The following is a 26940-nucleotide window of genomic DNA, read 5'->3' on the forward strand; positions in this document are numbered from 1 at the left end:
GCGCGCACTCAAAACTCTGCGTTCGCGAACGGGTAGGTATGGATAACCTGGGGCTTGGCAAGGTCCTGCTGGTGGAAGATGACGAGAAGCTCGCCGGGCTGATTGCCAATTTCCTGTCCCAGCATGGCTTTGAAGTGTTGACGGTGCACCGGGGCGATGTGGCCTTGGCGGCGTATCTCGAATTCAAACCGAAACTGGTGGTGCTCGACCTGATGTTGCCGGGTCAGAGCGGCCTGCACGTGTGCCGGGAAATCCGCGCCATGGCCGATACCCCGATCGTCATCCTCACCGCCAAGGAAGACGATCTGGACCACATCCTCGGCCTGGAATCCGGCGCCGACGATTACGTGATCAAACCCATCAAGCCGGCGGTGCTGCTGGCGCGCCTGCGAGCCCTGCAACGGCGCCAGGTGCCGGAGTCGAGCGCCTCGCGCGGCGCCCTGGAGTTCGGCGTGCTGAGCATCGACCGCAGCAGTCGCGAGGTGCGCCTGTCCGGCGATCCGATCGAACTGACCACCATGGAGTTCGAGCTGCTGTGGCTGCTGGCCAGCGCGGCGGGCAAGACCCTGTCCCGGGATGACATTCTCAATCGCATGCGCGGCATCGAGTTCGACGGCCTGAACCGCAGCGTCGACGTCTACATCAGCAAGTTGCGCGGCAAGCTCAAGGACAATCCGCGCGAGCCGGTGTGCATCAAGACCGTGTGGGGCAAGGGCTACCTGTTCAATCCATTCGCCTGGGAGGCTTGAATGCTGCGGCTGTTTCTGGGGCTTTACCTGTTCCTGGCCCTTGGCTTTGCCGGGGCCATGACCGCGGTGCAACACATCTTCCTCAATTACCTGGCGGTCGACCTGATCGAGGCCTACAACCGCGACGCGGTGCGCGGGCCGGCCTACAGCCTCAGTGAGCAACTGCGGCCCTTCGACGAGGCCGGGCGCAAGCACCAGCTGGAGTTGCTCAAGCCCCATTACGGGCTGGCGCTCAAGCTGGTGCAGGCCGGCGAGCTGGACCTCAACGAGCGCGAGCGGGCGCTGCTGAGCTCCAACCAGCTGGTGGTCCGGGATGATTTCAACCAGTTCATCTCCAGCATCGACGGCGGCTCCCAACTGCTGAGCATCAAGCTGCCGGAAGACCCGCCGCTGACCCTGCTCTACAACATCGCCGCCTATGCCTTGCTCGGCACCTTGCTGGCCATCGTCCTGTACTTCTGGGTCCGTCCGCACTGGCGCGACCTGGAACGCCTGCGCCTGGCCGCCGAGCGCTTTGGCGGCAATGACCTGAGCACCCGTCTGCACCTGTCACGGCGCTCGAACATCCGCGACCTGGCCCAGCACTTCAACCGCATGGCGGCGCGCATCGAGGGCCTGATCGCCAATCAGCGCGAGTTGACCAATGCGGTGTCCCACGAGTTGCGCACGCCCATTGCCCGGTTGTCCTTCGAGCTGGACCAGCTGCAGCAGCAGCCCGATCCGGATGAAAACCGCGAACTGATCGCCGACATGTACGCCGACCTTGGCGAACTGGAGGAAATGGTCTCCGAGCTGCTGTCCTACGCCAGCCTGGAGCACGGCGCGGCCTCCATCAGTCGCGAAGACATCCAGGCCCAGAACTGGCTCGACAGCGTGGTCGGCAGCGTGGCCCTGGAGGCCGAGGCCGCCGGGGTGCAGTTGCTGATCCGCTGCTGCCAGGTGGACTACGTGCGCATCGAGCCGCGCTTCATGGCCCGGGCGGTGATCAACCTGCTGCGCAATGCCATCCGCTACGCCGACCGGCGAGTGGAGGTGTCCCTGGTGCGCCTGGAGCAGGGCTACGAAGTGCGGGTCAACGATGACGGTCCCGGAGTGCCGGTGGACGGGCGGGAAAAGATCTTCGAACCGTTTTCCCGCCTCGATGCCAGTCGTGACCGGCGCACCGGCGGTTTCGGCCTGGGCCTGGCACTGGTGCGCCGGGTCTGTCAGTGGCATGGCGGCAAGGTCGAGGTGCTGGATTCGGAATGGGGCGGTGCTTCGTTCCGCATGACCTGGGCGCATGTGGATTGACGGCAGCTGCAAGCGGCAAGCTACAAGCGGCAAGCCAAGCGCCACCGCTTGCAGCTTGCAGCTTGCCGCTTGAAGCTCAAAAGCTGTATTCGATCTGGGTGCCCAGCACCGTCTGCAGGCGCCGGTCGACGATCGGGCTGTTGCCGGCTTCCTTGCTCAGGTACTGCATCGACAGCTGGGTCGAGAGCTTGGTCTGCTCATTGAGCGGCAGGCTCCAGGTCAGGTCGCCGCCGCTGCTCACCAGGCCGCCCTTGGCGCGGTAGGCGCTGAAGCGGCTGTTGGCCGCCTGGGTGCTGCTCACGCCATACCAGGTCTGCATGTAGTCGGCGTTGCCGTACAGGCTGCTGAGGCTGGCGTCGAGGCTGCCCAGGCTGCCCTCGTACAGGGTGCTGGCGATGCTCAGTTGCAGCAGGCTGTAGGCCGAGCCGGTGTCGCGATCGTCATTTTTCTTCTGCGCGTGAGTCACGGTGGCCCCCAGCTCGAACGGCCCCAGGTCGTAGCCCAGGTGAGCGCCGAACTGGGCCCGGGACTTGATTTCGCCCATGCCCTTGAGGCGCTTGGAGCCCTGGCCCATGTGGTTCTTGTCGCGTCGCTCGTCACTGGCGCCGACCCAGGTGCTGAAGGACAGGCCGCCCCATTCGTTGCCCCAGCCCAGGCCCGTTTCGGTACTCAGGAAGAAGCCGTAGGGGCTGACGATCTCGCCGCCGAGAATCGGCGCGATGCTGCGTTCGTCACTGCCGCTGTAGCGCGGCACGCTGGCCGCACCACCGCGCACGCTGAACTTCCAGTCCTCGGCGTGCAAGGCGGGGGACGCCCCGATCAAACCCAGGGTGCCGGCCAGGAGGGTGACGGAGGTGGTGCGTTTCAGGGTTTTCATACGGCTTTAGAACCTCAGGTAGTGGTGGGTGTAGGAACGCTTGAATGAGTAGCCCAGGACGCTGATGCCATTGATCTGGCGGCGCACCGTATCGCCCAGGCCCGGGCCCTGGCCGGCGATGACGGCGTGGGCGTTGTCCAGCGGGGCCAGGATGTAATCGGTGAGCACGCGGCCCTGTTGCAGGCTGCGGATCATCAGGAAGCCGTCTTCCACGGCGATGCTGATGTCGCTGATGGGGGCGGCCGAGTCCTCGTTGAGGGCCTGGTAGGTGCCCACCGTGGCCAGCCAGTTGTCGGGCAGGGGAACCGGATCGACGCGTTCGCCCATGGCCAGCAGCTGGCCGTGACGCCGGGCGGTGAACACCCGGCGCCCCTGGACGTTCACCAGGTCCAGCTGCACCCGGCCGAGGTCACCCAGGTCCTGCAGCCATACGCCGAGGAATTTTTTCTGGGCCCGCAGCCAGCCTTGTTCGTCGCGCAGCAGTTCGAAGCGCTTGCCGGCCAGTTCGCCGAACAGCCGCTGGTCCTGATCACGAATGCGCAATACGCCCCAGGCGGTGGCATAGAAACCCGCCAGGTGCTGGCGGTCGGCGGCTTCCGGAACCCGGCGCCGCGCGGTGACCCGCTCCTGGGGCTGGGCGCCGTCGCGCTTCTGGCCCGCGGGGGCACCGTGGGCCTGCAGCAGCATGCGCAGCACCTTGGGCACCAGCGGCTTGGCCACGGCCTCGCCGGAACTGGAATTGCTCATCACGATCACTGCCAGCTGCTGCTCCGGCAGCACACTGACCCGGGCCTGGAAGTCGCTGCCCACCGCGCTGTGCTGCCAGGTGCGGATCCCCGGGCGGACCCACTCCTCGCCACAGGGCGAGAGGTACCAGCCCAGGCCCACCTGGCAATCGAAATCCAGCGGGTTGCCGTTGTTCTGCGCCCGCCCCATTTCCCTGATCGAGGCCGGGGACAGCACCTGGCGGTCCTTGTAGTGGCCCTGGGCAAACAGCATCCGTACAAAGCGGCTCAGGTCCCGCGGGCTGCTCCACAGGCCTGTGGCGGACAGGTCGCGCAGCGGTTCGTCGGCGCTGCCGACCCCGTCGACATAGCCCCGGGCGCGGTAGGGCTGGGCCTGGCTGGTGCCGAGGAAGCTCGACTGGCTCATGCCCAGCGGGCGCAGCAGGCTTTTCTGCAACTGGCGCTCGAAGTCCAGACCGCTGCTGCGCTCGATCGCCGCGCCCAACAGGGCGTAGCCCAGGTTGGAGTAGGCGGTCTGGGTGCCGGGGCAATGGGTCAGCCAGACGCCGCTGACCTTGCCCGGCAGCTCGCCCAGGGGCTGGGTGGTGTAACGGTCGCGCAGGTATTCGGTGGGCAGGCCGGACTGGTGGCTGAGCAGACGGCGCAGGGTCACGGCCTGGTCGGCGACGTTCTGGTCCTGGTGAAAGCGCGAGCGGACGTAGAATTCCCGCAGGCTGTCCTGCAGGGGCGCGTCCAGTTGCAGGCGGCCCTGTTCCACCAGCTGCATGACGGCGGTGGCGGTCAGCAACTGCGACAGGGCCCCGGCCCGAAACGCGGTGTTTTCCGTCACTTGCAGGCCGCGGGCCTGGTCGGCAAAACCGAAACCCCGCGCCCAGATCAGCTCCTGACCGTCCACCAGGGCGATGGACAGCCCCGGCACCCGATGCTCGGCCATTTCCCGGGGGATGTACTGCTTCAGGTAACCGATGATGCTGGCGTAGTCGCCGCGGCCGATGGTCGGCGGCGCAGGGGGTTGGCCATTGCAGCCCAGGCTGCCCAGAAGCACGCCCAGCAATGGCAGGTGAAGAAGTTTGGGAGACATACCGCAACCGACCGGAAATTCGATGGGCGGATGCTAGGGAGGGGCGTTTGCGGAGTCTTTGGCAGCTTTGTCGGGAAACTGTCAAAGAGTGTTAAGTGCCAGGCTGCCGAGGCGAGTCTTTGCTCGAGTCAGGGACTCAGGCAGAATCCACGCTTTTATTCAGGGATGACGAAGATGACCACCTCATTGCAAAGTGCTGCTGCACAGATTCGTAGTGTGGTTCGCGTCGCTACCCAGGGGCTGGTCGGTCGCGAGCAATTGGCTGAACTGATTGTCCTGGCGGCTGTGGCTCAAGAGCACTTGCTGGTGATCGGGCCACCGGGTACCGCAAAAAGTGCGGTGGTGCGTCGCGTGGCGCAGTCCATGGGCGGGCGCTACTTCGAATACCTGCTAGGGCGTTTTACCGAGCCTTCGGAGCTGTTTGGTACGGTCGATCTGAAGAAGTTGCGCGAAGGAACGGTGGAAACCGATGTCAGCGGCATGCTTCCAGAAGCCGATATCGTCTTTCTCGATGAGGTCTTTCTAGGCTCCACGGCCATCCTCAATACCTTGCTCGGGGTGCTCAACGAGCGTCGCTTCAGACGTGGCCACACTCAGATCCAATGCCCTTTGCGGGTGTGTGTCGGCGCCGCCAACGCCTTGCCTGAAGACCCGGCCCTGGCTGCATTCGGGGATCGATTCCTGCTGCACCTGTTTGTCGATGCGGTGCCGGACAATCAACTCGAAGCCCTGCTCAGCGGTGGCTGGCAGGTGGAGCGCCAGGCCGTGGCGCAGATGCTCGACTTGAGTCAGCTCGAGGGTCTCAATCGCGCTTTGAAGGATGTCGATCTGGAGGGCGTGCGGCCAGTGTTGGCCCATGCGATCAGGTGCTTGCGCGAGGCGGGAATCACCCTTTCCGATCGACGCATCGTCAAGTCCCAGCGGCTGATCGCTGCGGCCACCTTGTTGTGCGGCAGGGTGCAGGCCACGGAGGCGGATCTCTGGCCACTGATTTATGCACTGCCCACCCAGGACAGCCAACAGCGGGGGCGTGAGGTGTTGCGAGAGCTGCTGGCGAAGTCAGGCAACAGCCATCTGTTCGGCGCGGTCGAGGAGGCCACCCTGCAACCGCTGTCCCGGCTCCACCGCTTGCTGGAAAGCGCTCGGGAACTGTTGCAGCGAACGGAGCTCGATGGCACCTCCGTAGAGAGCATGCTGCGCGAGATCGACGCCAACTTCGACGCGCAGAACCTCCCGGAGCCGCTGCAAATCGTGCGGGCACAACTGGTGGGCCTGCTGGCTGTGCTGCCATGAGTGGCGTACCGGCGTTGACTTGGGCCTGGCGTGAACGAGCGGTGGCGCAGCCGCCGCGGGCGGCGGTCGCCTGGGATGCGGTTGCCCGGCGTTTGCATCAGCGCTTGCAGCAGTTGCCTGCCACGCAGGCCGAGCGTTTGCAGGCCACCGCCAATGCTCGGGTGCTGGTGGTGCTGGGAGCTGAATCCGACTTGCCCTGGGTCGAAGGCGTCCAGTATGCCGCCAGTCATGAACAGGCTCCCGCGTTATGGCTGCCGACCCGTTACGAACCTGAGGTCGCCATCGACCTGTTGGCGCAGGCACTGCTCGACAAAGAGGCGCGTTCCCTCTTGTTGTTGTGGCCAGAGCCCGCCGCAGTGATTCCTCTGGATCGGCAATTGCCGGTCACCGAGGAGCATTTGGCACGTATTGCCGACTACTGGGCGCAGAGCTGATATGCAGTTACCGCAAAGCCTTCAACCCTGGAGCGATTGGCTGCATTGGCTCGATCTCGAGTTGCAAACCGTGCTGGGCGATTGTCTGCGGCGCCTGCATCCGCTGCTGGGGCCGCTCAGCGGGCGACTGCAGGGCGGTGATCCGGAGCCCGATGGCCTGGGCGATCTGCACCAACGAGGCTCCTATGAGCGTTTGCTTGCCAGCGAATGGCTGCTGGCCGAGGAGCTGCCGGAGGAATTTCTGCGGCGTGCTGTTAGCGCGGAGCATCTGTTCGTTGCGCCTCAATACCGGACCCACCAGGCCAGCGGCACGCTGATTGCGCTGTTTGATGCCGGGCCCTTGCAGCTGGGCGCGCCAAGGCTGGTTCACCTGGCGCTGATGATCATCCTGGCGCAGCGTGCGCGTGCGGCAGGCGCGGAGTTTCGCTGGGGCGTCCTGCAGGATGCCGACAACCAGCTGCACAAACTGGAGACGGCGGTGCAGTTACGGCACCTGCTGGGGCAACGGACCTTCCAGTGCGTGGAGCCGGAGCATGGGCAGCGCTGGAGTGAATGGCTGAGCGCGCAGTCCGAACCTTGGGCTGAATGCTGGGTGATCGGGCAGCGGCTGCCGATCGACGACATGGGCCTGGCCGGTCGCTATCAGGTGCAGGTGCAGCAAAGCCTCGACGGTGGCTCCCTGGAGGTCGAGATCAGCGGCGCCAGGCGGGCCAGGACGTGCTTGCCAATTCCCCCGGTCAATGCCGGCCTGCGCTTGCTCAAGGGCGAGTTCCAGACGCCTGCGGCTGTAGAAGGGCGCTCTGCGATTGCTGCTCCACGGGTGCTGCTGACGCTGGCGCCGGTCATTTCCGATGCCGGAACCCACATTGCCATGGTGCTGCTGGACCAGCCCGGATGCCTGATCCTCAGGTTGCCGAGTGCGGCGCACAAGAGGCCTGCGACGATTCACCAGCAGCTCTGGAAATCCAGCTGCCGGCCCTTGGCCATGAGCTTCGTGAGGCGCAAGCCGGGGGCGTTGCTCAGCTATGACGATCGCCTGTCGTTCTGGAACGTAGGCGGCCTGCCAGATGTCTTGCGTCCCAGTCCAGATGTGCTCAAGCTGCCGTCGGGCACCGCGACGCTGCTGGCCTGCGCCTGGCTGCACGATGAGAATCATGGGCGCTATTTTGTTCTCGACAGTAAGGGGCGGCTGGCCAGATGGTCAGTGCTGCGTCATGCCTCCCCCGATGAGCCCCCCGGCACTTGTCTGCTGCTGGCAGACCATGTTCTGGGCCTGTCCAAGGTCGATTCCCAGACCTTGGTGTATGTGCGTGAAGAGGCCGGGCAATTACTGGCACGCACCGCTTGTGCAGGAGGCGAAATTCGCCAGACCTACCGTCTAGGGGCCGCCGCCGGGGTTACACAGATACTGGTGGCGGCCGGAGGGCATTGGCAAAAGGACTTCGGTGCCTGCGCTTTGCTGACACCAGGTGCCGCGGGCGAGCGCTGGCAACTGCTGACGCGCAGCGGCAGTCAGGAACTGCGCCTGGCACCGAGGTGGCGTGGCTTCGGCCTGTGGCATGACCCCGTGCGCGAGGGCAACTCACTGGTTTTACTGGGACCCGATAGACGCACCGTTGCGCTTTATCACTCGGGCGAGCAGCGGGTCTTGTTCAGTTGCAGCGATGAAGTCGTCAAGAGCAGCTTCTGCTCCATCAGCGGATTGATTGCAGTGCTCACCGGAACGCGCGAGCTGCTGGTCTATTCCCTGGCGCAGGAGCGGATGCGCCTGCAGATCCACTGCAACCTGAAACCCAGCGAGGAGCTATCCCATGCCTGAGTCGACCGCCTGGGTGATCCGTCGTCCGTTGTTGCAGGGCAGGCAGCCGGTGGCGGCTCTGTGGTTTGCCCATGAGCGCTTCAGTGAAGCGCAGCGCCAGCGAATGATCCTTGAGCAATGGCAACCCGGCGCCAGCGCCCGGCGTTTTGCCGACGGTGACCTATTGTCGTTCGCCCAGCCTCAGTGGCGGGTGTGTGAGCAGCTTGAGGGGTGGCCGTTGATACGTCTCGGGCCGGTCTTGTGCTCGGCAGCGCTGGACCCGCAAGAGCGTCAGGCCTTGCCACAGGCCGATCTCTGGTTGGTCCGTGGTGGTCAGGTACAGGCCCTGCAATTGGCATCTTCCCGTTTGCTGGCGCCTGGAAGCTGGCTGGAGCTCGGCGACTACCCGTTATTCGATACCTTCGACTGCCAGATGAGCCTACCGTCCCAGCTCCCTGAGCCAGAGCCGCTACAGAGCGACATCCGTCAGATCCTGGGTCACTGTGTGGCCGCGCCGGACCCGGAGCGTGAGGTGGTCATGCGGGCTTTGGCCGAGCGGCAGTCGCGTCAATCGACGACCGGCAAGGCGCGCAAGTTCTCCATGGGGCAGGCAGTCCAAGCCATGTCGGCGCCTGGCAAGCAGCGCTGGCTGCTGCATGGCGGCCTGGCGTTGTTGGGCCTGATGCTGTTCTTCAACCTGGGCCACAGCCTGCTCAAGCCCCGGCAGATCGACGCGCAAGCCGGGCCCGAGGATCTGCTGCTGTGGATTGCATCGATACTGCTCAGTGCCGTGCTGTTTACTCTGTTTCTGGCATGGCTGGGCCGCCAGTTGCGGGTTCAGCCCGGCGTGAGCGGCAAGGGCTCCCAGCACTCGGCGACCAAGCGTGCTGCTCAAGGCCTTGTCCAGGACCAGGGGGGGACGCCGGGTAACAGTGCCGAGGGCGGGGCCTGGGCGGCGGAGTCGGCCTGGCAGCAGGCGCCAGCGATCAAGCCCCGGGCCCAGGCACGGCGCTTCAAGCCGTCAGTCTGGCGCAAGTGGCTGCAGCGTCTGGTTCAGGGAGTGGTCTGGCAAGACCTGTATGGTCGGCGCCAGGCGGCCTATCTGCAGCGCATGCTCGACATGTTCGAGCGTGGCCAGTTAGACGAGGCCCTGCGCCACGCGATTCCGCTGATGAAGGACGGCATGCCGAGCGATCCTTCTTTTGCTACCCCGCAACCACGCAAGGACCTTGACCTGAACCGCGGGGAATCGGTATCGCGCAACCTGATGCTCAACGATGAGATTCGCGAGCACCTGCGCCAGGTCTATCGCCAGAGCTTCAACCGGCTGGACCGTGAGGGGCGTATCGAGGAGGCCGTGTTTGTCCTCGCCGAACTGCTCAACGCCCATCAGGAAGCCCTGGACTACCTGGAGCGTCATGGGCGCTTCGAACAGGCGGCCGGTCTGGCCCTGGCCTGGGACTCTCCGGCGTCGGTGATCGTCCGCTTGCTGTGCCTGGCCGGGGATTGGCAGCAAGCCCTGCATGTCGCGCGGCGTGACGACGCGTTCGCCGATGCGGTGGTGCTGCTGCAAGAGCGCTGGCCAGAGCAGGCCGAGCAGTTGCGCCTGGAATGGGCATATCACCTGACGCGTCAAGGTTTGTGGCTGCAGGCGGTGGATGTGATCTGGAGCCTGCCAGCCGAGCGTGAGCGGGCGGCTCAATGGCTGCTCGCCGCCGAGGCCGCTGGAGGACGACTGGCGGCGGCAGCCCTGGTCAAGCGTGCCATCCTGCTGCCGGACACCCTGGATGCCTATGCCGACTATCTGATGCAACTGCGTGACGAGCCGCAGCGCAGCACCGAACGTGCTGCGCTGGCCGAGGCGTTGTTGCAGCACAAGTCGCAGAGCAAGCCGCTGGCCTGGCTGGCAAACGCCCTGGTGCACGCGCTGCTGGCCGACGCCGCTCAAGGCGTGGGGCAGATGCAGACGGCCCAGCTGTTGTCTCTGGTCAAGCTGAGCCAGAACAAGCTGTTGCAGCAGGACCTGCCCGCCAGGCTGTTGCCGCGCCACCGGCCTGTGGCCCTGGCCGAGCGCAATGAGCCGCTTGAGTGGCGTGCGGGCGATGCCGGCGCTCGTCCGATCCTCGATGCCGTGCCCCTGGACGACGGGCGTTATCTGCTGGCGCTCGGGGAGGCCGGTGCGGCGGTGGTCGATGCGCAAGGGCGGGTGCTGTTCAATTTTGCGCTGCCAGCCTGGCAGATTGTCCTGGCACATGGGCGGCAGGTAGCGCTGGTGCTGGCCCGGCGTGACAAGGTCTGGCGTGTCAGCAAGCTGGATCTGGTGCAGCGTCAGGCCAGGGACCTGGGAACGCTGATGCTGCAGCAGTTTGCCCGTGAGTTCGATGGTGTGGCCTGGACCATTGGCCTGGAACAGGAGGTACGGGTGGTGGATGTGGACCATGGTTTCAGGACCCTGTGGCACGTCGGCGATTTGCCGGGCCAGGTCTTGCAACTGCAGGCTGATGCGCAGAATGAATGGTGGTGGATCGGTAGCGAGTCAGGTGAGAGTGAATGCTGGCACTACCGGCTGCCGGAACGACGCCTGTGTGCCCGCGACCGCTTGCAGGCGGTTGCAAAGGACGTTGATGGTCCGTCGCCCCAGCGTCGCTTGAGCCAAGACGGTGCCGTATTCAGTGTCTGGGTAAAGGCCTCCGAAGCGGCCGAACCGGTGCTGATACTGGAGTTGGCAAACAATCGACAGGGCTGGCGCGTGCCTGGCCTGGGGGACGACCTCTACCAGTCACCGCGAGCACAGCTCAGTGAACAATGGCTGGTTGCCGGCTACTTCACTGCATCGGGTGAGCAGATGTGGCACTTCATTCACCGTCCTCGGGCACAGTTGGCGGCGAGCCTGATCTGGCCTGAGTCCTGTGCAGTCGGTGTGCGTTGCCTGGGGGGCGACTGGTTGCTGTTCGATCGGCGCGGCAGGCTGGCTCACGTTGATGTCGATACTGGCCTGTTGCGTAACCTGAGCCTGTATTGAACATCGGGTCTGATACCGCGAGGGGAACGAGTTCCGTATGGGCTGAGCGCGGTATGCGCGAGTCATGGCATCTTGGGGCGTTGGCCGCTGCAACCGCGCCTCAAGCCGAGGCGCGGTGCGTGGGCGGTTACAGGGCCAGGCTGTGGATCACCTGGGTCGCATCGTCAGGGTCGATGCTGCTGCGCATGCCCAGCTGTTTGGCCAGGCGGCGCATGCTGTAGTTGGCGGCGCTGTCCACCGAATACAGTTGCTGGAAGCCATTGGCGCGGGCTTCGTCGATCAGGTGCTGCATCAGCAGCGCGCCGAGGCCCTTGCCTTGCCATTGGTCGGCAATGGTCACGGCGAACTCGCAGCGCCAGGGCTGGTCGTCGACCTGGGCATAGCGACTGATGCCGATTTCCCGCAGTTCGCCGTTGTCGTGGACCAGGGCCACGTAGGCCACCCGTTGCGGGGTGCCGACGTCCATCAGCTGATCCAGCAACTGATCGCCGACTTCCTTGACCTCACCGAGAAAGCGCTGGTGCCGGGTGACGGGGGAGAGGTTTTCGATAAAGGCCTTTTCCCGATCCCGGTCCTGGGGGCGCAGCGGGCGGATCAGCACATGGCTGCCGTCACTCAGGGCGTCGATCCAGTATTGGCCTTGCTGGGCCGGAAAGGGCGGTTGGGCGAGGATATCGAGAGCAGTGCTGGACATGATCAAGTCTCCGGAAAGGCAAAGGACAAGCAATTGCTCCAAGCTTTAACCCGGCGCCGATCCGGGCGCTTGATCGACATCAATGTCTGCTGCAGTCGCGCGGTGGCCGGCGATCATCGGTCATGGCCCGGCATCAATGGCCGGTTGCGCGGATACCCGAGCGGGCTCGCCCTGGTACGCGGCCCGGGGGGTATCATGGCGCGGTCGATTTTTTCGTTCGAGGTCCGCCATGCCCCAGGTCTTTGTGCATTCTTCCTGCCGCGGTACCGGCTCATGAGCAGCCTGGAGCGGGCGATCGCCATCGCCGCCCAGGCCCATGCCGGGCAGGTCGACAAGGGCGGTGCGCCCTACATCCTGCATCCGCTGCGGGTCATGCTGGGTCTGCAGCGGCCCGAGGAGCGCATTGTCGCGGTGCTGCACGATGTGCTGGAGGACAGCGCGGTGACCCTGGAGCAACTGCGCGGCGAAGGTTTTTCCGCGGCGGTGCTGGCGGCGCTGTCGGCCTTGACCAAGGTCGAGGGGGAGGATTACCCGGCCTTCATCCGGCGCGCGGCGGCCAATCCCCTGGCTCGCCGGGTCAAGCTTGCGGACCTGGCGGATAACAGCGACCTGTCGCGAATTCCCGAACCGGGCGCCGAAGACCTCCGGCGCCTGGAAAAGTACCGCCAGGCCATGCACTACCTGAACTCACTGGCGGCGGACTGACAGGCCCGGCCCCTCAGCCGGGGGCCTGCAAGGCATTCAACTGTTGTAGCTGGAGAGGGCCACTTCGGCGTTGCGCGCCGGCGGTTTGCTGCCCCGGGTGCGCCAGTGTTCGATCAGTGCGCGGCCATGGGCCAGGCCGGCCTGCAGCGCGGCTTCGGTGCTGGTGTAGTCGTTGCCGTAGGGCGGGCAGGCAAAGTGCACGGAAAAGCACGGGTGCTGGCCATGGCCGGTGAGGCGTCCCACGTAGCTGAAGCTGGGGCCGGACTGGTGGGCATACAGGCTCGGTGAGCTGGGCTCGCGGATGATCATCACGTAAATGTCATGGTCGAATTGGGTGTCTTGATACCAACTGCTTGAAGAGTCCATGGTCCACCTCCTTGTCCGTAAAGCGACGCGCTGTTGCTGCGTCAGCGGGTTGTTCAGTGCAATTCGCGCCCGGGGGCGTCGAGCAGCCCGGCGGGGTGGCTGAACACTCCCGCAGGCAGCAGTTTTTCCAGGGCCCGGGCGGCCCGCAGGACCAGAGCGTCGCGGCCGAAGCGGGCGACGATCTGCAGGCCTATGGGCAGGCCGGCGGCGCTCAGGCCGCAGGGCATGCTCAGCGCCGGCTGGCGGCTGAAATTGAAGGGAAAGGTGGTCGGCTGCCACATGGCGCTGACGTGTTCCGGCCAATCCGGCGGCATCTGGCGCTCCACGGCGAACGGCTCGACCACCGCGGTGGGGGTCAGCAGCAGGTCGTATTCACCGAGAAACCCGTGCAGTCGCTGGGCCACCTGATGCCGTTCCTGCACCGCGCAGGCGTAGTCCAGGGCGTTGAGCTGGCGTGCCCGGACCTGAGCCTGCTGCAGAAAGTCGCCGACCAGGTGGCGGTTTTCACCGGGTATTTCCTGGGTCACCGCGCAGGCCACTTCCACCGGCCAGGCCCGCAGGTAGTTCGGCGCCGGGTTGCCGATGTCCGGCGAGGCCAGGACCAGGGTCGCGCCGGCCTGTTGCAGCAGCTGGGCGGCGCTCAGGCAGGCCGCGGCGATCTGCGGGTCGACATGGGCGGCGTAGCCCAGGTCGGCGCTGAAGGCGATGCGCAGGCCGCTGACACCGTCCTCGATGGCAGCGAGAAAATCCGTCGGGCCATGGGACCAGGCAAAGGGTTCGCCGGGTTCATGCTGGCTCATGAGTTCCATCAGCAAGGCGATGTCGCGCACGTGGCGGGCAATCGGCCCTTCGGCCGGCATGCCGCCGGGGTCGATGCTCGGGCAGGCGGACACCAGCCCGTGGCTGGGCTTGAAACCTATGACCCCGCAGAAGCTCGACGGGGTGCGGATCGATCCGGCGGCATCGTTGCCGGTGGCCGCCGGGGCATAACCGGCGGCGACCCCCGCGGTGCTGCCGCCACTGCTGCCACCGGCATGCAGGGCCAGGTTCCACGGGTTGCGGGTGACCCCGGTCAGGGGGCTGTCGGTCAGCGGCGTGCTGCCCAGCTCGGGCAGGGTGGTCTTGGCGATGAAGATCGCCCCGGCCTCGCGCAGGCGCGCCACCAGGGATGAGTCGTGGGGCAGCGCCGCACGCTCGGCCAGGGCTCTGGAGCCGTTGCGGGTGCGCCAGCCGCGAATGTCGTGGTTGTCCTTGACCAGAATCGGAATGCCGTCGAGCCGGCCCAGCGGCTGCCCGGCGGCCCAGCGCGCGGTGGACGCCTGGGCGGCCAGCAGCGCGGCCTGATCCTGGCGTTCACACAGGGCGTTGAGCTGCGGCTCGTGGCGCTCGATCTGTGCCAGGACGGCCTGCAGCAGGTCCACCGGGGTGAACTGCAAGCTGGCGAAGCCTTGCAGCAGCGCCTCGATCGACAGCTGGTGCAGGGCCACGTGACGGGAATTGGGTAACGACATATTCGACTCTGGGTTCAGGCACGCCGGGCGCAGGCTGCGCCACGGCATGGAAGGGCTGCCGGAACGCGCTGGGCGGCGCTCCGGCAAGCCTTCGCGGTGAGTGACTCAGCGGCCACTGGTGACCTTGACCCAGGTGCGGGTGCGGACGCGTTCGGCCTTGGCCGGCAGCGGTGCCAGGGGGAACAGGCGGGTCATGGTCGCGGCGCTGGGGAACAGGTCCGGGTTGTCCAGCAGCGACTGCTGGATGAAGGGTTTGGAGTCGGTGATGCCATTGGGGTAGCCGACATAGTTGCTGATGGAGGCGATGACCTTGGGCTCCATCAGGTAATTGAGGACCGCGTGGGCGGTGTCCACGTGCTTGGCGCCGGCGGGAATGGCCACGGTGTCGAACCACACCAGGGTGCCTTCCTTGGGAATGCGCATTTCGATGTGCACGCCGTTCTTGGCCTCGTTGGAGCGGTTGGCCGCCTGCAGGAAGCCGCCGGAGTAGCCCACGGCCACGCAGATGTTGCCGTTGGCGATGTCGCCCATCCACTTGGCGCTGTGGAAGTAGCGCACGTAAGGACGCAGCTTGAGCAGCAGGGCCTCGGCCTTGCGGTAGTCCTCGGGATTCTGGCTGTTGGGGTCCAGGCCCAGGTAGTGCAGGGCCAGAGGCAGCATTTCGGCTGGCGAGTCGAGGAAGGTCACGCCGCACTGGCTGAGCTTCTTCAGGTTCTCTTCCTTGAACACCAGGTCCCAACTGTTGACTGGCGCCTCGCTGCCCAGCAGTTCCTGGACCTTGTCGCGGTTGTAGCCGATCAGGTTGGTGCCCCACATGTAGGGAATCACGTAGCGGTTGCCCGGATCGCTCTGGGCCAGCAGCTTCATCACCGCCGGGTCGAGGTTCTTCCAGTTCGGCAGTTGCGCGCGGTCCAGGGGCTGGAACGCCCCCGCGGCGATCTGCTTGCTGACGAAACCGCTGGAAGGCACCACCACGTCATAGCCGCTGTTGCCGGTCAGCAGCTTGGCTTCCAGCACTTCGTTGCTTTCGAAGATGTCGTACTTGACCTTGATCCCGGTGCTGGCCTGGAAATCCTTGATGGTGTTGGGAGCGATGTACTCCGACCAGTTGAAGATGTTCACCGTGCGCTCGGGGGCGGCGTGGGCGCTGAAGCTGGCGCTCAGGGCCAGGGCGCTCAGGGAGCAGCTCAGGGCCAGGCGGGTGAGGGCGGTATGCAGCAATTTCATCTGACAACTCCATGTCTGAAATAAGCGGGACCTTCCGGGGGAGTCATTCTTGGCCGGATGGGCCCCTGAGAGAATGTTGGCAACGGTCAATAGGGGATATTTAGCGTCAATCTTGCGCCTGGTCCGAGAGCGGACCGAGCTGGCCGGCCAGTTGCCGGAAGCGTCCGGGCGCGACGCCGCTCCAGCGCTGGAAGGCATGGCGGAAACTGGCCGTCTCCTTGAAGCCCAGGGCTTCGGCGATGCGGTAGATGGGCAGGCTGTGCTGGCCCAGCAACTGTTGCGCCCGGGCATAGCGCAGCTCATCGAGCAACTGCTGATAGCTGGTGTCCTGGGCCCGCAGGCGCCGGCGCAGGGTGCTCGGGGAGCAATGCACCTGGCGCGCCAGGCTGTCGAAGTCCGGCACCGCGTGCAGCTGTTCATTGAGGATGCGCCGCACCTGATCGATCCAGGTCGGCCGCGCGCTGAGCTCTTCGTTGAGGCGGATGCAGCGTTGCAGCATGTCGTTCTGGGTCACCAGGTCCGCCAGGGGCAGGCGCCGGTCCAGCCATTCCAGGTCGAAACCGATGGCGTTGTGTCCGGCATTGAACTGCACCGGGCAATTGAACGCCTGCTCGTAGCTGTCCAGATAGGGTTGCGGCGGGTGCTTGAGGTGCACCTCGCGCAGCGGCAGCTTGCAGCCCAGCAGGTCCTGGCAGGTAACCCGGTAGGACGACATGCAGAAGTCGGTGTTGAACACCTCAAGCTCGGTTTCGCTGTACTGGTCGGCGGTGAGCCAGGCCAGGCCGTCGCGGATCTGCAGGTCGAGGTGGAAGAAGGTGCCCAGCAGCAAGGGGTAGCGCAGCGCCAGGGACCAGCCCTCGCGCAGGGTGGCGCTGGTCAGCAGGGTCAGGCCGAACATGCCGTAGGCACTGATGTGCAGGTTGCGTCCCAGCACCAGCCCCAGGTCCTGGCGAAAGGCCACGGCGTTGCTGAACACGCGCATTTCCTGGCTGATGTTGATCAGGCTGTTGGGCAGCTCCAGGTCCGCCAACTGGATGCCGCTGCCTTCCAGCAGCACCTCGGCGGACACCTCGCTGCCGCGGAAGGCGTCCAGCACCGCTTGGGTGGTGTGCAGGGTCGTCAGGCGCAGTGCGGTCATCGTTGACCTCGGATTGATATCGAGGGGCGTGACTTTAGGGGTTCCGCGCCTGCGGTTCAATTGCCCCCTCGCCGGCGCTGGCGTCGGGTACATCCGTGGCGGCCTGGCGATTGCCGCGGTGCTGGCCTGCATGCTGTGCGCTGCGTTGTCCGGTTCGTCGCCGGCCACGGTGGCGACGGTGGGCTCGATTGTCGTGGCGGGCAGGGTGCGCTCAGGCTACCCCAAGGCATTCGGCGCCGAGATCATCTGCAACGCCGGCCCCCGGGGCATCCTGATTCCGCCGTCGATCGTCATGCTGGTGTACTCGGCCTGAGTCGCGCTGTTCGTGTACCGCGACATGAGGCTGCGCCACCGCGCCAAGGTGCTGCTGTTTCTGATCCTGGTGACTTACGTCCCCCTGATTCTCCCTGGCCTTGCCCAACTGGCTAGGCAGGTAAACAAGGCACTGGCTGCACTGGCTATCTGTAGCCGCTGCCGCAGGCTGCGAACGACTGCGAAGCAGGCGCCGTTCTTGAGGCCCCTGAAGCCCCTTCGGGGCTTTTCGCAGCCTGCGGCAGCGGCTACAGGGTTAGGGTTGGCGGGGCGGCACGCGCCACAGGTACCAGGCGGCGGTGGTGCGCCAGGGGCTCCAGGCCTGGCCGATCTGGCGCAGCTGGCGGGGGCTGGGCGGTTGCTCCAGGCCCTTGAGGCGGCGGTAGCCTTCGCGCACGCCAAAGTCGTCCACCGGCAAGATGTCCTCGCGCTCAAGGCTGTAGATCAACAGCATCTCCACGGTCCAGCGGCCAATGCCAGGCAGTTGGGTCAGGCGCTCTATCAGCTGTTCATCGTCCAGGCCGCGGGCGCTGGCGGCATCGGGGACGCGGCCGTCGAGGGTGGCCTGGGCGATGCCGTGCAGGGTCGCCACCTTGCGTGCGGAGAAGCCGCAGCCGCGCAGGCTCTCCAGGCTGGCATCGGCCAGTTGCCGGGGCGTGGGGAAGGCCTGCCCGGGAAACAAAGCGCGCAGGCGGCCGAGTATCGCGTCGCCGGCGCGGGCATGCAGTTGCTGGTAGGCCACCGCGCGCACCAGCGCCTGATAAGGCTCGCGCTCCGGGCGGGGCTGGTGCAGGCAGGGACCGACGACGGCGATCAGTGCGGCCCAGTCGGCATCCAGTGCGGCAAGAAAACGAGTGGCGGGGCAGGTGGGCATTGGCGATCCGGGGCAAGGGGGGGCGAGCGGCAGATTAGCCCGCCGTCCCAAGGCTTGCACCCCGTCTCTTGCGCTGGAACTCGGCGCCCGGGCCTTGCACCCGGGCGCAGGGTTTTCAGTCCTTGGTCGTCGGCAGATAGAGCCGCTGCAGCACGTAGTGCAGCGACGCCGCCAGGGTTTCGCCATGGCCGAGTTTTTCGAAGCTGTGGTAGTCCAGGGTCAATCCCGGCACCTGGGCCAGTTGCGCCTGCAACTGGCGGGCGCGCTGGTCGGCCTCGGGCCCCGCTGGCTGACGCGGGTTGCCCGGCTCGGCGCCGCCACGCATCAGTAACAGTTGTGCACGCTGGCCGTGAAGGCGCCCGGCCAGGCCCTGGGCCTGAGTCAGGATCAGGCCGTCGCCCCACCACAGCGAAGGACTCGCGGCGGCGTAGTGACGAAACTCCTGGGGCCGGGCGAACAGCGCCTGCAACACCAGCAAGCCGCCATAGGAATGGCCCCACAGGGTCTGCTGCGCCGGATCGATCGGTGCCTTCGCCGCCACGGCCGGGCGCATGCGCTCGCGCAACACCTGCAGGAAGGCCTCGGCGCCGCCGCTAGGCTGCCCGGTCAGCGGGTCTTGCTGCTGCGCCAGGCCCGGCTGCTGCGGGGTGTAATCGTAGGTGCGGGCGTTGCGCTCGATGCGCAGCGGGGTCTGGTAACCCACCGCCACCAGCAGCGGCGCCGGGCCCCGGTCCAGGCGTTTGAGCTGCTCGGGGTCCAGAGCGCCGATGGCGGCATTGCCATCGAGCATCCACAGCACCGGGTAACCCTGGGGCGGCGGCGCCTGCAACGGCTGGCCGATCCACAGCTGGTAGTGGCGCTGGCCGTCGGCGGAATCCAGTTGCAGGCTGCTAAAGCGATAGGGCAGGTCCTGGCGCTGTAGCAGGCTGCGGTCCATGGGCTGGTCCGGGGCGGGGGCGGCCAGCGCCGCTCCCGCAAGGCCCCAGGCCAGGGTTAGGGCCAGGGCCAGGGGCAGAAAAAAAGTGCTCATCAGGCTTTCTCGTTATTGGTTCAGAACGATGCGCTCAGGCTGGTGTACAGGGTGCGCCCGGGTTCGTTGTAGGTGGCGGCGCCGGCCCCGGCGATGTTGTTCACGCCCTGGGCATTGCCTTCACGGAACAGGCGCTTGTCGAACAGGTTGTCGACCCCGGCGGTGACGCTCAGGTGGCGGGTCAGGGCGTAGGTGCCGCTGACCCCGGCAATGGCGTAGGGCGCCAGTTGCTGGGTGGCGCTGCCGGTGACCCGGTCGCCGTGGTAGTCGTACTTCTTCGGCGTCTGCTGGCCGTACCAGGCCACGCTGGCCTGCAGCGACAGGTCCTGGGTGGCCTGCCAGTCGAGCATCGAGTTGAGGGTGTAGCGCGGGGTCACCGAGAGGTAGTCGCCGGTCTGCTTGTTCTTCGATTGCAGCATGTAGGTGAAGTTGTTGTTCCAGGTCAGTTGGCTGGCCAGGGGAATGGTCAGGGTGCCTTCCAGGCCTTCCACCAGGGCCTTGGGCACGTTTTCCCACTGGTAGATCGCTGCGTTGCGGTAGGCGCCGCTGCCGCCGCTGGCCCGGCTCACTGGCGCCAGGCCGGATTCGACCTTGTTCTTGTAGTCGTTGCGAAAGTAGGTCAGGCCGGCGACCCAGCCGTCGGCCTTGTACTCCAGGCCCAGTTCCTTGTTGACGCTGGTTTCCGCCTTGAGCTTGTCGTTGCCCTGCAGGTAGCAACTGGTGCTCTGGCCGTAGCAGCCCTGGCCGCGGCTGTAGAGCAGGTAGTCGGCGTTGAGCTGGTACAGGTTCGGCGCCTTGTAGGCCCGGGCGATGCCGGCCTTGAGGGTCAGGGTGTCGCTCAGGGCGTGGGACAGGTTGAGCGATGGGCTCCAGTTGTCGCCGACGATGCTGTGATGGTCGAAACGCAGGCCCGGGGTGAGCATGGTCCCCGGGCGCAGTTCGATGTTGTCCTCGGCGAACAGCGAGAAGATCTGCGCGCTGGATTGGGTACTGCGGTTGCTGCTGCTCAGGCCGCTGACCGCGCCGCCTTCGCTGGTGCTCTGGGTGTTGGCGCTGGGGTCGTCGAGTTTTTGCTGCGACCATTCGCTGCCCAGGGTCAGGGTCTGCTCGAAGCCTGTGTGCAGCGGCAGGTTGACTTCGCCGTGGGCGGTCAGGTCGCGCAGCACCGCGGTGTAGAACTCGCTGTTGCTGAAGATGCCTTCGGTGCCGCCGGCCAGGCCTTCGTTGATCCGCGTGTTGCGGGTCTTCTCGTATTGCAGGTAGGCCATGGAGCTGCCGAAGTCCCATTCGCCGCGATGGGTCAGGGCATAAGTCTGGCGGTAGCTGCGGTTGGTCTCGTGGCCCAGCAGGTTTTTCACCGTGCTGTTGCTGTTGGTGTTCTGGGTATCGCCGGTGTAGAGGTTGCCCTGGCGGCTGAAGCCGGCTTCGAAGTCCAGGCTCTGGTCCGGGGTCAGTTGCCAGCTCAAGAGGCCGTTGAGGTCCTTGTTGCGCACGCCTTCGCGGCCGGCGGGCAGGGTGCCGACCTGGTTGCCGGTGCGCAGGGATTCATGGCCGGCGTTGATGTCGGCGTCGTCGGCATCGGTCTTGGCCACATTGCCGTAGAGCCGATAGCTCAAGGTGTCGGTCAGCGGGCCGTTGAGGCCGAAGCTGGCGCGCTGGGTCGCGCCTTCGTCCTTGTGGGTCGGGAACGAGCTGTAGAGCGTGACGTTGCCGTGGGGCTGGGTGCCGGCCTGCTTGGTGATGATGTTGATCACCCCGCCGGCGGCGCCGTTGCCGTAGCGGGCCGCCGCCGGGCCACGGATCACTTCGATGCGTTCCACCTGATCGGCCGGCACCCAGTTGGTGTCGCCGCGGCTGTCGCGCTCGCCACGCCAGCCGTAGCGCACCGAGTTGCGGCTGCCCACCGGCTTGCCGTCCACCAGGATCAGGGTGTTTTCCGGGCCCATGCCACGGATGTCGATCTGCCGGTTGTTGCCGCGCTGGCCGCTGGTGGAGTTACCGGTGAGGTTGACCCCGGGCATGGTGCGGATGATCTGCGACAGGTCGTTGGCCGGCGGACGTTTCTGGATGTCCTCGGCGGTGATCACCGAGACCCCGGGAGCCTGCTTGGTTTCTTCCTTGGCGGTGGCGATGACATTCTGCGGTTCCAGCTCCAGGACCGGCTGGGTAGCGCCTGCATTGGCGGTCTGCACGGCATGGCTGAGCAGGCAGCAGCCGGACAGCAGGAAAGGGGCGAAAGGACGCAGCGAAGGCATGGACATCGGTGATCTCCGGGGCAGAGGCAGAAACAGAAGATCACGAATGATAATGAATGCTATTTGCGAGTAAAGCGCATTAACTTTCTAAACACTTCCAGGTCGCGGGCCTAGGCGGCGGGCAGCAGCAGGTGCAGGCACAACCCGGGGTTGCCATTGCTGGCCCAGATCCGCCCCTGGTGCAGCTCCACGGCGCGCCGGGCGATGGCCAGGCCCAGGCCGAACCCTTCGCCCTGGGCCGAGTCCAGGCGCTGGTAGGGCTGGAACATCCGTTGCAGGTCCTGCTCGGCGACCCCCGGCCCCTGGTCTTCCAGGCACAGGTGCCAACAGGCGCCTTCACGCCAGCCGCGCAGGCTCACCCGGCCGTCGGCGGGGGAATAGCGAATGGCATTGCGCAGCAGGTTTTCCAGGGCCTGGGCGATGCTGTCCAGGTGCACCTGGACCCGGCAGTCGGCGTCCAGCAGACAGGGCAGGCGCTCGGCCTGCCAGCCGCTTTCGAAGCAGGCGTCCTCGCGCAGGGCTTCCCAGATCGACAGCACCTGCACCGCTTCGGTGGGCAGTTGCGGGCGTTCGGTGTCGAGCCAGGCCAGGTCCAGGGTGTCTTCCAGCAGGCGCTGCATGTCGGCGATTTCCCGGTCCAGGCGCTGGCGCAACTGCTCCGGCGGCAAGCGGCTGTCATGGGCGATGCGCAGCCGCGCCAGGGGCGTGCGCAACTCGTGGGACAAGGTGCGCAGCAGCAGGCGCTGCTGGGCCAGGCTCTGGCGCAGGCGCTCGGCCATGTGCTCGAAGGCCAGCGCCAGCTCCCCCAGCTCGTCGTGGCGCTTCACCAGCGGCGTGCCCAGCCCCTGGCTGTCCAGGTGGTCGGCGCGCAAGGCATCGGCGCGGTCGCGCAGGCGGTTCAGGGGCAGCACCAGGTGGCGATAGAGCAACAGGCCGAGCAGGGCGGCCAGCAGGGTCGGCACCACGCCATGGCTGAGCAGGTGGGTCCAGGGCGTCAGGCCGCCGGGCAGCAGGCGCTCGGGCAATTGCAGCACCAGCCGGCCCTGTTCCGGGTGCTCGGGAAATTCGATGCTGACGTAGGGCAGCTCGTCCTGCAGGCGCCGGCTCATGGGCCAGTCGAGCTTGCGCATGAAGGTCAGGTGGCTGGCGTCCTCGGCACTCAGCGGGGTGCTGCCCAGGCGTTGCAGGCGCTCGCCAAGCACCGCGACCCAGGTGTGCTCCTCGGCCGCCAGGCGTTGTTCGAAGGCATCCACCGCCGCCGCGCCACCCTGTTGCCAGGCGGCCTCGGCCTGCTGCGCGTAGCGGGCCAGGTACTGGCGATCGGCGGGGTCAAGGAAGTAGGTGCTGCGCTCGGCCGACAGGCCCCAGGTCCAGATGATCCAGGTCAGCAGCAGGCAGAAGCCGATCTGCAGGCCGGCCAGTTTCCACAGCAGGGGATGACGGCGCATCAATGGCGCTCCGCTTCCACCAGGATGTAGCCGGCGCCGCGCACCGCCTGGATCTGCAGGTGCTGCACCCCGAGCTCGGCGAGCTTGCGCCGCAGGTTGCACACGTGCACATCCAGGCCGCGATCCAGGCGGGTATAGAGGCGATGCAGTACGTGCTGATAGAGAAAGGGCTTGCTCAGGGTTTCCCCGGGGTGTTCGCGCAGGGTCACCAGCAGCCGGTATTCGGAACCGGTGAGGCCCGCGGCGCGGCCCTGGAGCAGCACGTCCTGGGCGTGTTCGTCGAAGCTCAGCAGTCGGTCCAGATGGGTGGCCGACGGTTGTTGTACCCGGGCCATGCGCCGCAGCAGGGCGTCGGCGCGGGCATCCAGCTCGGCCAGGCTGAAAGGCTTGGGCAGGTAGTCGTCGGCGCCCCGGGTAAAGCCGGTGATGCGGTCCTGCTCGGCGCCCAGGGCCGACATCAGCATCACCGGCGTGCCCTGTTCCTGGCGCAGGGTTTCCAGCAGGGCCAGGCCGTCCATGCCCGGCAGCATGATGTCCAGCAGCACCAGGTCGAAGTGGTCGGCACGCACCGCTGCCAAGCCCTGGCGGCCGTCGCTGCAAGGGGTGACGGCAAAGCCGCGCTGGTGGAAATGCCGGTGCAGATCGTCGCGCAGTCGGGCGTCGTCTTCCACGAGGAGCAGGGTGGGGGTCATGGGGGGCACTTGAAGGAAAGTATTTAATGAGAATGTTTTACATTTGCGAATATTGCCGCAATGTCCCGGGCGCTGCAATTGCCGCAATCGGCTGACCGGGCAGGGCAGTGCAATCAACTAAAAGTTGAATATTCAACAGTGTGTTGATATTTTTCCCGGCCGCCCAGTTTGGTAAACGCCAATGAACGTGCCTTCCGATACCCTTCTTGCCGAGCGCCAACTGGTCCTGCAGGTGCTGGGCAGCACTTTGCAGATGCTCGCCGGCGTGGTGGGCCAGCATGTGGAAATCGTCCTGCATGACCTTGATCGCCCGGAGTCGTCGATCGTCGCCATCGCCAACGGCCATGTCACCGGGCGCCGGGTGGGTGATCCGGTGCTGGGCGGGCCGCGCCGGGACCTGGGTTTTGCCGCCGTGCTGCGCGCCCTGCAGGACCGCTCCGCGAGTACCCCGCTGGTACTGGAGAACTACCCGACCCTGGCCCCCGACGGCCGCGAGCTACGCAGCTCCACGGTGATCTTTCGCGACCGCAGCGGGCAGCCCTTCGCCAGCCTGTGCAGCAACAGCGACCTGAGCGGCATCGCCGCCGCCCACGCCTGCCTGGGCCAGTTGCTGGGCCTGGGCAGCGCCCCTGCGCCGCGCCGCGACGAAGCCCCCGACATGGAGCAGTTGCTGGCGCAGATCATCCAGGGCGCCTGTCCGGCAAGCGCGACGCGCATGAGCAAGTCGCACAAGCTGGAGGCCGTGCGCCAGATGCAGGAGCGCGGGGTGTTCATCGTCAAGGGCGGGATCGAGAAGGCCGCCGCGGCCCTCGGGGTGACCCGCTACACCGTTTACAACTACCTGGAACAGATCCGCGCCGAAGGCGCCGAGGAATGACCGCGATGCAGCTCGATATCTTTCAAGTGGATGCCTTTACCTCCCATGTCTTCGGTGGCAACCCGGCGGCGGTGTGCCCCCTGGACGCCTGGTTGCCGGACGCGGTGCTGCAGCGCATCGCCCTGGAGAACAACCTGTCGGAAACCGCCTATTTCGTGCCCCGGGGCGAGGTCTTCGAACTGCGCTGGTTCACCCCCACGGTGGAAGTCGACCTGTGCGGGCACGCCACCCTGGCGGCGGCCTGGGTGCTGTTCGAGCAACTGGGCGAGCGCCGCGACGTGCTGCGTTTTGCCACCCGCAGCGGTGAGTTGCGGGTGAGCCGCGAGGGCGGCCTGCTGTCCATGGATTTTCCCGCCAAGCAGCCCGAGGCCGTGGCGATTCCTGCGGCCCTGCTGCAAGCCCTGGGCCTGTCCGCGGCCGAGGCCCTGTACCGTACCGACGACTATCTGCTGGTGGTGGACGACGAAGCTCTGGTGGAGGCGCTCAAGCCCGATTTCGCCGCACTGGCCGCGTTCGATGTGCGCGGCATCGCCGTGACGGCACCGTCCCGGGCGTTCGATTTCGTCTCGCGCTGGTTCGGCCCGCGGGTCGGGGTCAATGAAGACCCGGTCACCGGTTCCGCCCATACCTCCCTGGCGCCTTACTGGGCCGCGCGCCTGGGCAAGCACCAGTTGCGGGCGCAGCAGGGCGGGGCGCGCAAGGGTCAGCTGGAGTGTCAGGTGCTGGATAACGGGCGGGTGATCATCAGCGGCTACGGCGCCTTGTACCTCAAGGGCAGCATTTTCCTCTGACGCGGCGCCGCCGCTCTGCGGCGCAGGCCGGGCGCCTGCAAGCGGATTTGTCTCGGCACGGCCTGCGCAGGTAGAGTCGCGTTTTTTTCGCCTGCTCAGGATGTTCCAGACCATGCACCGGACGCGCCCCTTGCCCCGCCTTGCCACCTCACCGCTGTTGGCCCTGCTCCTGGGCCTGAGTGCCGGCGCTGCCCAGGCCGCCAGCCTCAGCGAGAGCCTGCTGGACTGCCAGCCGGGTTTCTTCAAGGCCCTGTATCAGCAGCGCGCCGAACTCGGGCAGGTGGTGAAACTGGCCGAGAATCAGCGCCAGGGCATCGCCTGGGTGCCGGTCACCGACCGCCTGAACAGCGCCACGGCAGCGCAGGCGTTTTCTCGCCCGTTGAGCGATGGCGGCCTGCGCCTGACCGGCTACTACGATCGTCAGTTCGACCTGGGCGAGCAGGGCAGCTTCCACTTCTGGGGCTTCGACATCGATGCCAGCCGCGCCGCGGTGATGGCCGCGCTGCCCCAGGCCGGCTGGCAGGAAGCCGGTGAGTACTTCATCTCCCGGCCACAGATCAAACTCAACGCCACGGCGCCCTGGCAGGACAACCCGGCCGCCGCCTCGGGCATCGCTCCGGCGCCGGGTTCCGCGGAAAAAATCCTCATGCTCAGCGACGAAGACGGCAAGACCCGCCTGCTCTGCTCGCTGCAGGGCACGGTCGATCAGGCATTGCTCGACCAGGAGCGGCCGGACCTGGCCCAGGGAGCGGGCCGATGAACAAGCTGCTGGGCTTGAGCGCGGCGCTCGTGCTTGCCGGGTGCGCGCATTCGGGCAGCCAGGCCCCGGCGCCGCAGCGTCCGGACGGCATGTTCAAGGTGCTGGAAAGCCCGGAACTGGCCACCTACTTTGCCGCCAACTCGCTGGCCCTCTACCAGAACAACCCGAACCTGCGGCAGTTCTATCTGGTCAACAACTACGCCAAGCCTACCGAGCTGGGCGCGGGCAAGCCGCCGATCCACAGCTCGCGGGCGACCCGGGTGATCAACTGCGAGAAGGATGAGTCGGCGCAGTTCGGCCGGGTGTATTTCTCCGAGCCGTTCGCTCAGGGCGTGGAGGTCACGCGCAAGGCCGATCAGGCGCAATGGGCGGCGTTTCCCCGCCAGTCATTGCTGGGCGAGTTGCGCAACATGGTCTGCGCCATCGACCCGACACGGCTCAAGCTGGCTCCGGCCAAGGCGCCGTGAGCCAGGTCCTTCATTGCGGCCAGGCCATGATCAGTTCGGCCTGTGCGGTGTGGGGATCGATACCATCGCCGATCACCTGGAAACCCTGCTGGCGGTAAAAGCCGATGCTCGGCAGGTTGGCGGCATACACCGCCAGCTCAAGGCGTGAGCGCCGCTGGCGGGCATCGGCCAGCAGCTGTGTGCCCACGCCCTGGCCCTGGTGCGGCACCGCGACGAAAATCGCCGCCAGCTGATCCTCATGCAGGCAGTAGAAGCCCAGGAGCTGGCCGTCGCGTTCGGCCACTCGGGTCTGGGCATGGGGCAGGTAGAGCTGGCGCATGTCCTCGACCTTGGAGCGCCAGAAGTCGGGATCGATAAAGTGATGGGCCTGGATCGAGGCGTCCAGCCAGAGCGCCAGCAACGCTTGCATATCGCTGTTTTGAAAGTCCCTGATCAGCATGTTTGGGGGCCTGTCGGATTCAAGTGTGCGCCGCACGCTACCCAGGTGGCGGCGGTCTGTCCAA

General features: G+C 66.2%; 24 protein-coding genes and 1 pseudogene. 12 read left to right on the top strand and 13 right to left on the bottom strand.

Annotation, left to right across the window (positions count from 1 at the left end):
* The first annotated feature begins 38 nt into the window (after window positions 1-38).
* Entirely contained in the window at window positions 39-749 is a 711-nt protein-coding gene (locus PST29_RS13520) for a winged helix-turn-helix domain-containing protein (RefSeq protein ID WP_060838941.1), read from the top strand.
* Window positions 750-2039, top strand: a complete 1290-nt coding sequence (locus tag PST29_RS13525) for an ATP-binding protein (RefSeq protein WP_060838942.1) — start codon at window positions 750-752, stop codon at window positions 2037-2039.
* 76 nt (window positions 2040-2115) lie between these two features.
* On the opposite strand, the gene PST29_RS13530 is transcribed toward PST29_RS13525, so the two are convergent.
* Both PST29_RS13530 and PST29_RS13535 read right to left on the bottom strand, forming a co-directional pair.
* The gene (locus PST29_RS13530; RefSeq protein WP_060838943.1) at window positions 2116-2916 is read right to left on the bottom strand and encodes a MipA/OmpV family protein; all 801 of its coding nucleotides are present in this window, start codon (window positions 2914-2916) and stop codon (window positions 2116-2118) included.
* A gap of 6 nt (window positions 2917-2922) precedes the next feature.
* Window positions 2923-4743: a serine hydrolase domain-containing protein gene (locus PST29_RS13535; RefSeq protein WP_060843361.1), complete on the bottom strand. Its 1821-nt coding sequence runs from the start codon at window positions 4741-4743 to the stop codon at window positions 2923-2925.
* Window positions 4744-4917: 174 nt separating this feature from the next.
* On the opposite strand from PST29_RS13535, the gene PST29_RS13540 reads away from it, so the two are divergent.
* Genes PST29_RS13540 through PST29_RS13555 form a run of 4 tightly spaced genes read left to right on the top strand, consistent with a single transcriptional unit; the run spans window position 4918 to window position 11290 of the window.
* Window positions 4918-6036, top strand: a complete 1119-nt coding sequence (locus tag PST29_RS13540; RefSeq protein WP_060843362.1) for an AAA family ATPase — start codon at window positions 4918-4920, stop codon at window positions 6034-6036.
* Window positions 6033-6470, top strand: a complete 438-nt coding sequence (locus tag PST29_RS13545; RefSeq protein WP_060843363.1) for a bpX5 domain-containing protein — start codon at window positions 6033-6035, stop codon at window positions 6468-6470. Before PST29_RS13540 ends, PST29_RS13545 begins: the two co-directional genes overlap by 4 nt.
* Window positions 6445-8289, top strand: coding sequence for a hypothetical protein (locus PST29_RS13550; RefSeq protein WP_148659631.1), 1845 nt, complete (start codon window positions 6445-6447; stop codon window positions 8287-8289). Before PST29_RS13545 ends, PST29_RS13550 begins: the two co-directional genes overlap by 26 nt.
* Window positions 8282-11290: a bpX6 domain-containing protein gene (locus PST29_RS13555; RefSeq protein ID WP_060843365.1), complete on the top strand. Its 3009-nt coding sequence runs from the start codon at window positions 8282-8284 to the stop codon at window positions 11288-11290. Before PST29_RS13550 ends, PST29_RS13555 begins: the two co-directional genes overlap by 8 nt.
* A gap of 127 nt (window positions 11291-11417) precedes the next feature.
* Here the strand turns inward: PST29_RS13555 and PST29_RS13560 are convergent, their stop codons facing one another.
* Window positions 11418-11984 carry a GNAT family N-acetyltransferase gene (locus tag PST29_RS13560; RefSeq protein WP_060838945.1) on the bottom strand — a complete coding sequence of 189 codons (567 nt, stop codon included), beginning with the start codon at window positions 11982-11984 and terminating at the stop codon, window positions 11418-11420.
* 273 nt (window positions 11985-12257) lie between these two features.
* On the opposite strand from PST29_RS13560, the gene PST29_RS13565 reads away from it, so the two are divergent.
* Entirely contained in the window at window positions 12258-12689 is a 432-nt protein-coding gene (locus PST29_RS13565; RefSeq protein ID WP_060838946.1) for an HD domain-containing protein, read from the top strand.
* A gap of 36 nt (window positions 12690-12725) precedes the next feature.
* Here the strand turns inward: PST29_RS13565 and PST29_RS13570 are convergent, their stop codons facing one another.
* The 4 genes from PST29_RS13570 to PST29_RS13585 all read right to left on the bottom strand — a co-directional run bounded on the left by PST29_RS13570 (window position 12726) and on the right by PST29_RS13585 (window position 16931).
* Entirely contained in the window at window positions 12726-13055 is a 330-nt protein-coding gene (locus tag PST29_RS13570) for a hypothetical protein (RefSeq protein WP_060843366.1), read from the bottom strand.
* Between the two features lie 53 nt (window positions 13056-13108).
* Window positions 13109-14566 (bottom strand): amidase, encoded by a 1458-nt coding sequence (locus PST29_RS13575; protein WP_060843367.1) that lies wholly within the window; start codon window positions 14564-14566, stop codon window positions 13109-13111.
* A 105-nt stretch (window positions 14567-14671) separates the two neighbouring features.
* Window positions 14672-15793: a polyamine ABC transporter substrate-binding protein gene (locus tag PST29_RS13580; RefSeq protein WP_060843368.1), complete on the bottom strand. Its 1122-nt coding sequence runs from the start codon at window positions 15791-15793 to the stop codon at window positions 14672-14674.
* 106 nt (window positions 15794-15899) lie between these two features.
* Window positions 15900-16931: an AraC family transcriptional regulator gene (locus PST29_RS13585; protein ID WP_060838950.1), complete on the bottom strand. Its 1032-nt coding sequence runs from the start codon at window positions 16929-16931 to the stop codon at window positions 15900-15902.
* A gap of 70 nt (window positions 16932-17001) precedes the next feature.
* Here PST29_RS13585 and PST29_RS32765 point away from each other — a divergent pair.
* A pseudogene (locus tag PST29_RS32765) lies at window positions 17002-17241 on the top strand (TRAP transporter large permease subunit); the annotation flags it as partial.
* A gap of 258 nt (window positions 17242-17499) precedes the next feature.
* On the opposite strand, the gene PST29_RS13595 reads toward PST29_RS32765, so the two are convergent.
* The 5 genes from PST29_RS13595 to PST29_RS13615 all read right to left on the bottom strand — a co-directional run bounded on the left by PST29_RS13595 (window position 17500) and on the right by PST29_RS13615 (window position 23542).
* Window positions 17500-18117, bottom strand: a complete 618-nt coding sequence (locus PST29_RS13595) for a DNA-3-methyladenine glycosylase family protein (protein WP_060843370.1) — start codon at window positions 18115-18117, stop codon at window positions 17500-17502.
* Between the two features lie 115 nt (window positions 18118-18232).
* Window positions 18233-19147 carry an alpha/beta hydrolase gene (locus PST29_RS13600; protein ID WP_060843371.1) on the bottom strand — a complete coding sequence of 305 codons (915 nt, stop codon included), beginning with the start codon at window positions 19145-19147 and terminating at the stop codon, window positions 18233-18235.
* 20 nt (window positions 19148-19167) lie between these two features.
* The gene (locus PST29_RS13605) at window positions 19168-21402 is read right to left on the bottom strand and encodes a TonB-dependent siderophore receptor (protein ID WP_442966411.1); all 2235 of its coding nucleotides are present in this window, start codon (window positions 21400-21402) and stop codon (window positions 19168-19170) included.
* A gap of 110 nt (window positions 21403-21512) precedes the next feature.
* Window positions 21513-22850, bottom strand: a complete 1338-nt coding sequence (locus tag PST29_RS13610) for a HAMP domain-containing sensor histidine kinase (RefSeq protein WP_060843373.1) — start codon at window positions 22848-22850, stop codon at window positions 21513-21515.
* Entirely contained in the window at window positions 22850-23542 is a 693-nt protein-coding gene (locus PST29_RS13615; RefSeq protein WP_060843374.1) for a response regulator transcription factor, read from the bottom strand. The genes PST29_RS13610 and PST29_RS13615 overlap by 1 nt, the downstream gene beginning before the upstream one ends.
* Window positions 23543-23723: 181 nt before the next feature.
* On the opposite strand from PST29_RS13615, the gene PST29_RS13620 reads away from it, so the two are divergent.
* The 4 genes from PST29_RS13620 (at window position 23724) to PST29_RS13635 (ending at window position 26437) form a co-directional block, all read left to right on the top strand.
* Window positions 23724-24419: a helix-turn-helix transcriptional regulator gene (locus tag PST29_RS13620; RefSeq protein ID WP_060838957.1), complete on the top strand. Its 696-nt coding sequence runs from the start codon at window positions 23724-23726 to the stop codon at window positions 24417-24419.
* A 5-nt stretch (window positions 24420-24424) separates the two neighbouring features.
* Window positions 24425-25210 carry a PhzF family phenazine biosynthesis protein gene (locus tag PST29_RS13625; protein WP_060845116.1) on the top strand — a complete coding sequence of 262 codons (786 nt, stop codon included), beginning with the start codon at window positions 24425-24427 and terminating at the stop codon, window positions 25208-25210.
* A gap of 112 nt (window positions 25211-25322) precedes the next feature.
* Window positions 25323-25970, top strand: a complete 648-nt coding sequence (locus PST29_RS13630; RefSeq protein ID WP_060843375.1) for a hypothetical protein — start codon at window positions 25323-25325, stop codon at window positions 25968-25970.
* Complete coding sequence (locus PST29_RS13635) at window positions 25967-26437, top strand: surface-adhesin E family protein (protein WP_060838959.1); 471 nt, start codon at window positions 25967-25969, stop codon at window positions 26435-26437. The genes PST29_RS13630 and PST29_RS13635 overlap by 4 nt, the downstream gene beginning before the upstream one ends.
* A gap of 10 nt (window positions 26438-26447) precedes the next feature.
* Here the strand turns inward: PST29_RS13635 and PST29_RS13640 are convergent, their stop codons facing one another.
* Window positions 26448-26876 carry an N-acetyltransferase gene (locus PST29_RS13640; RefSeq protein WP_173655894.1) on the bottom strand — a complete coding sequence of 143 codons (429 nt, stop codon included), beginning with the start codon at window positions 26874-26876 and terminating at the stop codon, window positions 26448-26450.
* Window positions 26877-26940 lie beyond the last annotated feature (64 nt).

Source organism: Pseudomonas sp. St29 (assembly GCF_001547915.1).
GTDB lineage: Bacteria > Pseudomonadota > Gammaproteobacteria > Pseudomonadales > Pseudomonadaceae > Aquipseudomonas.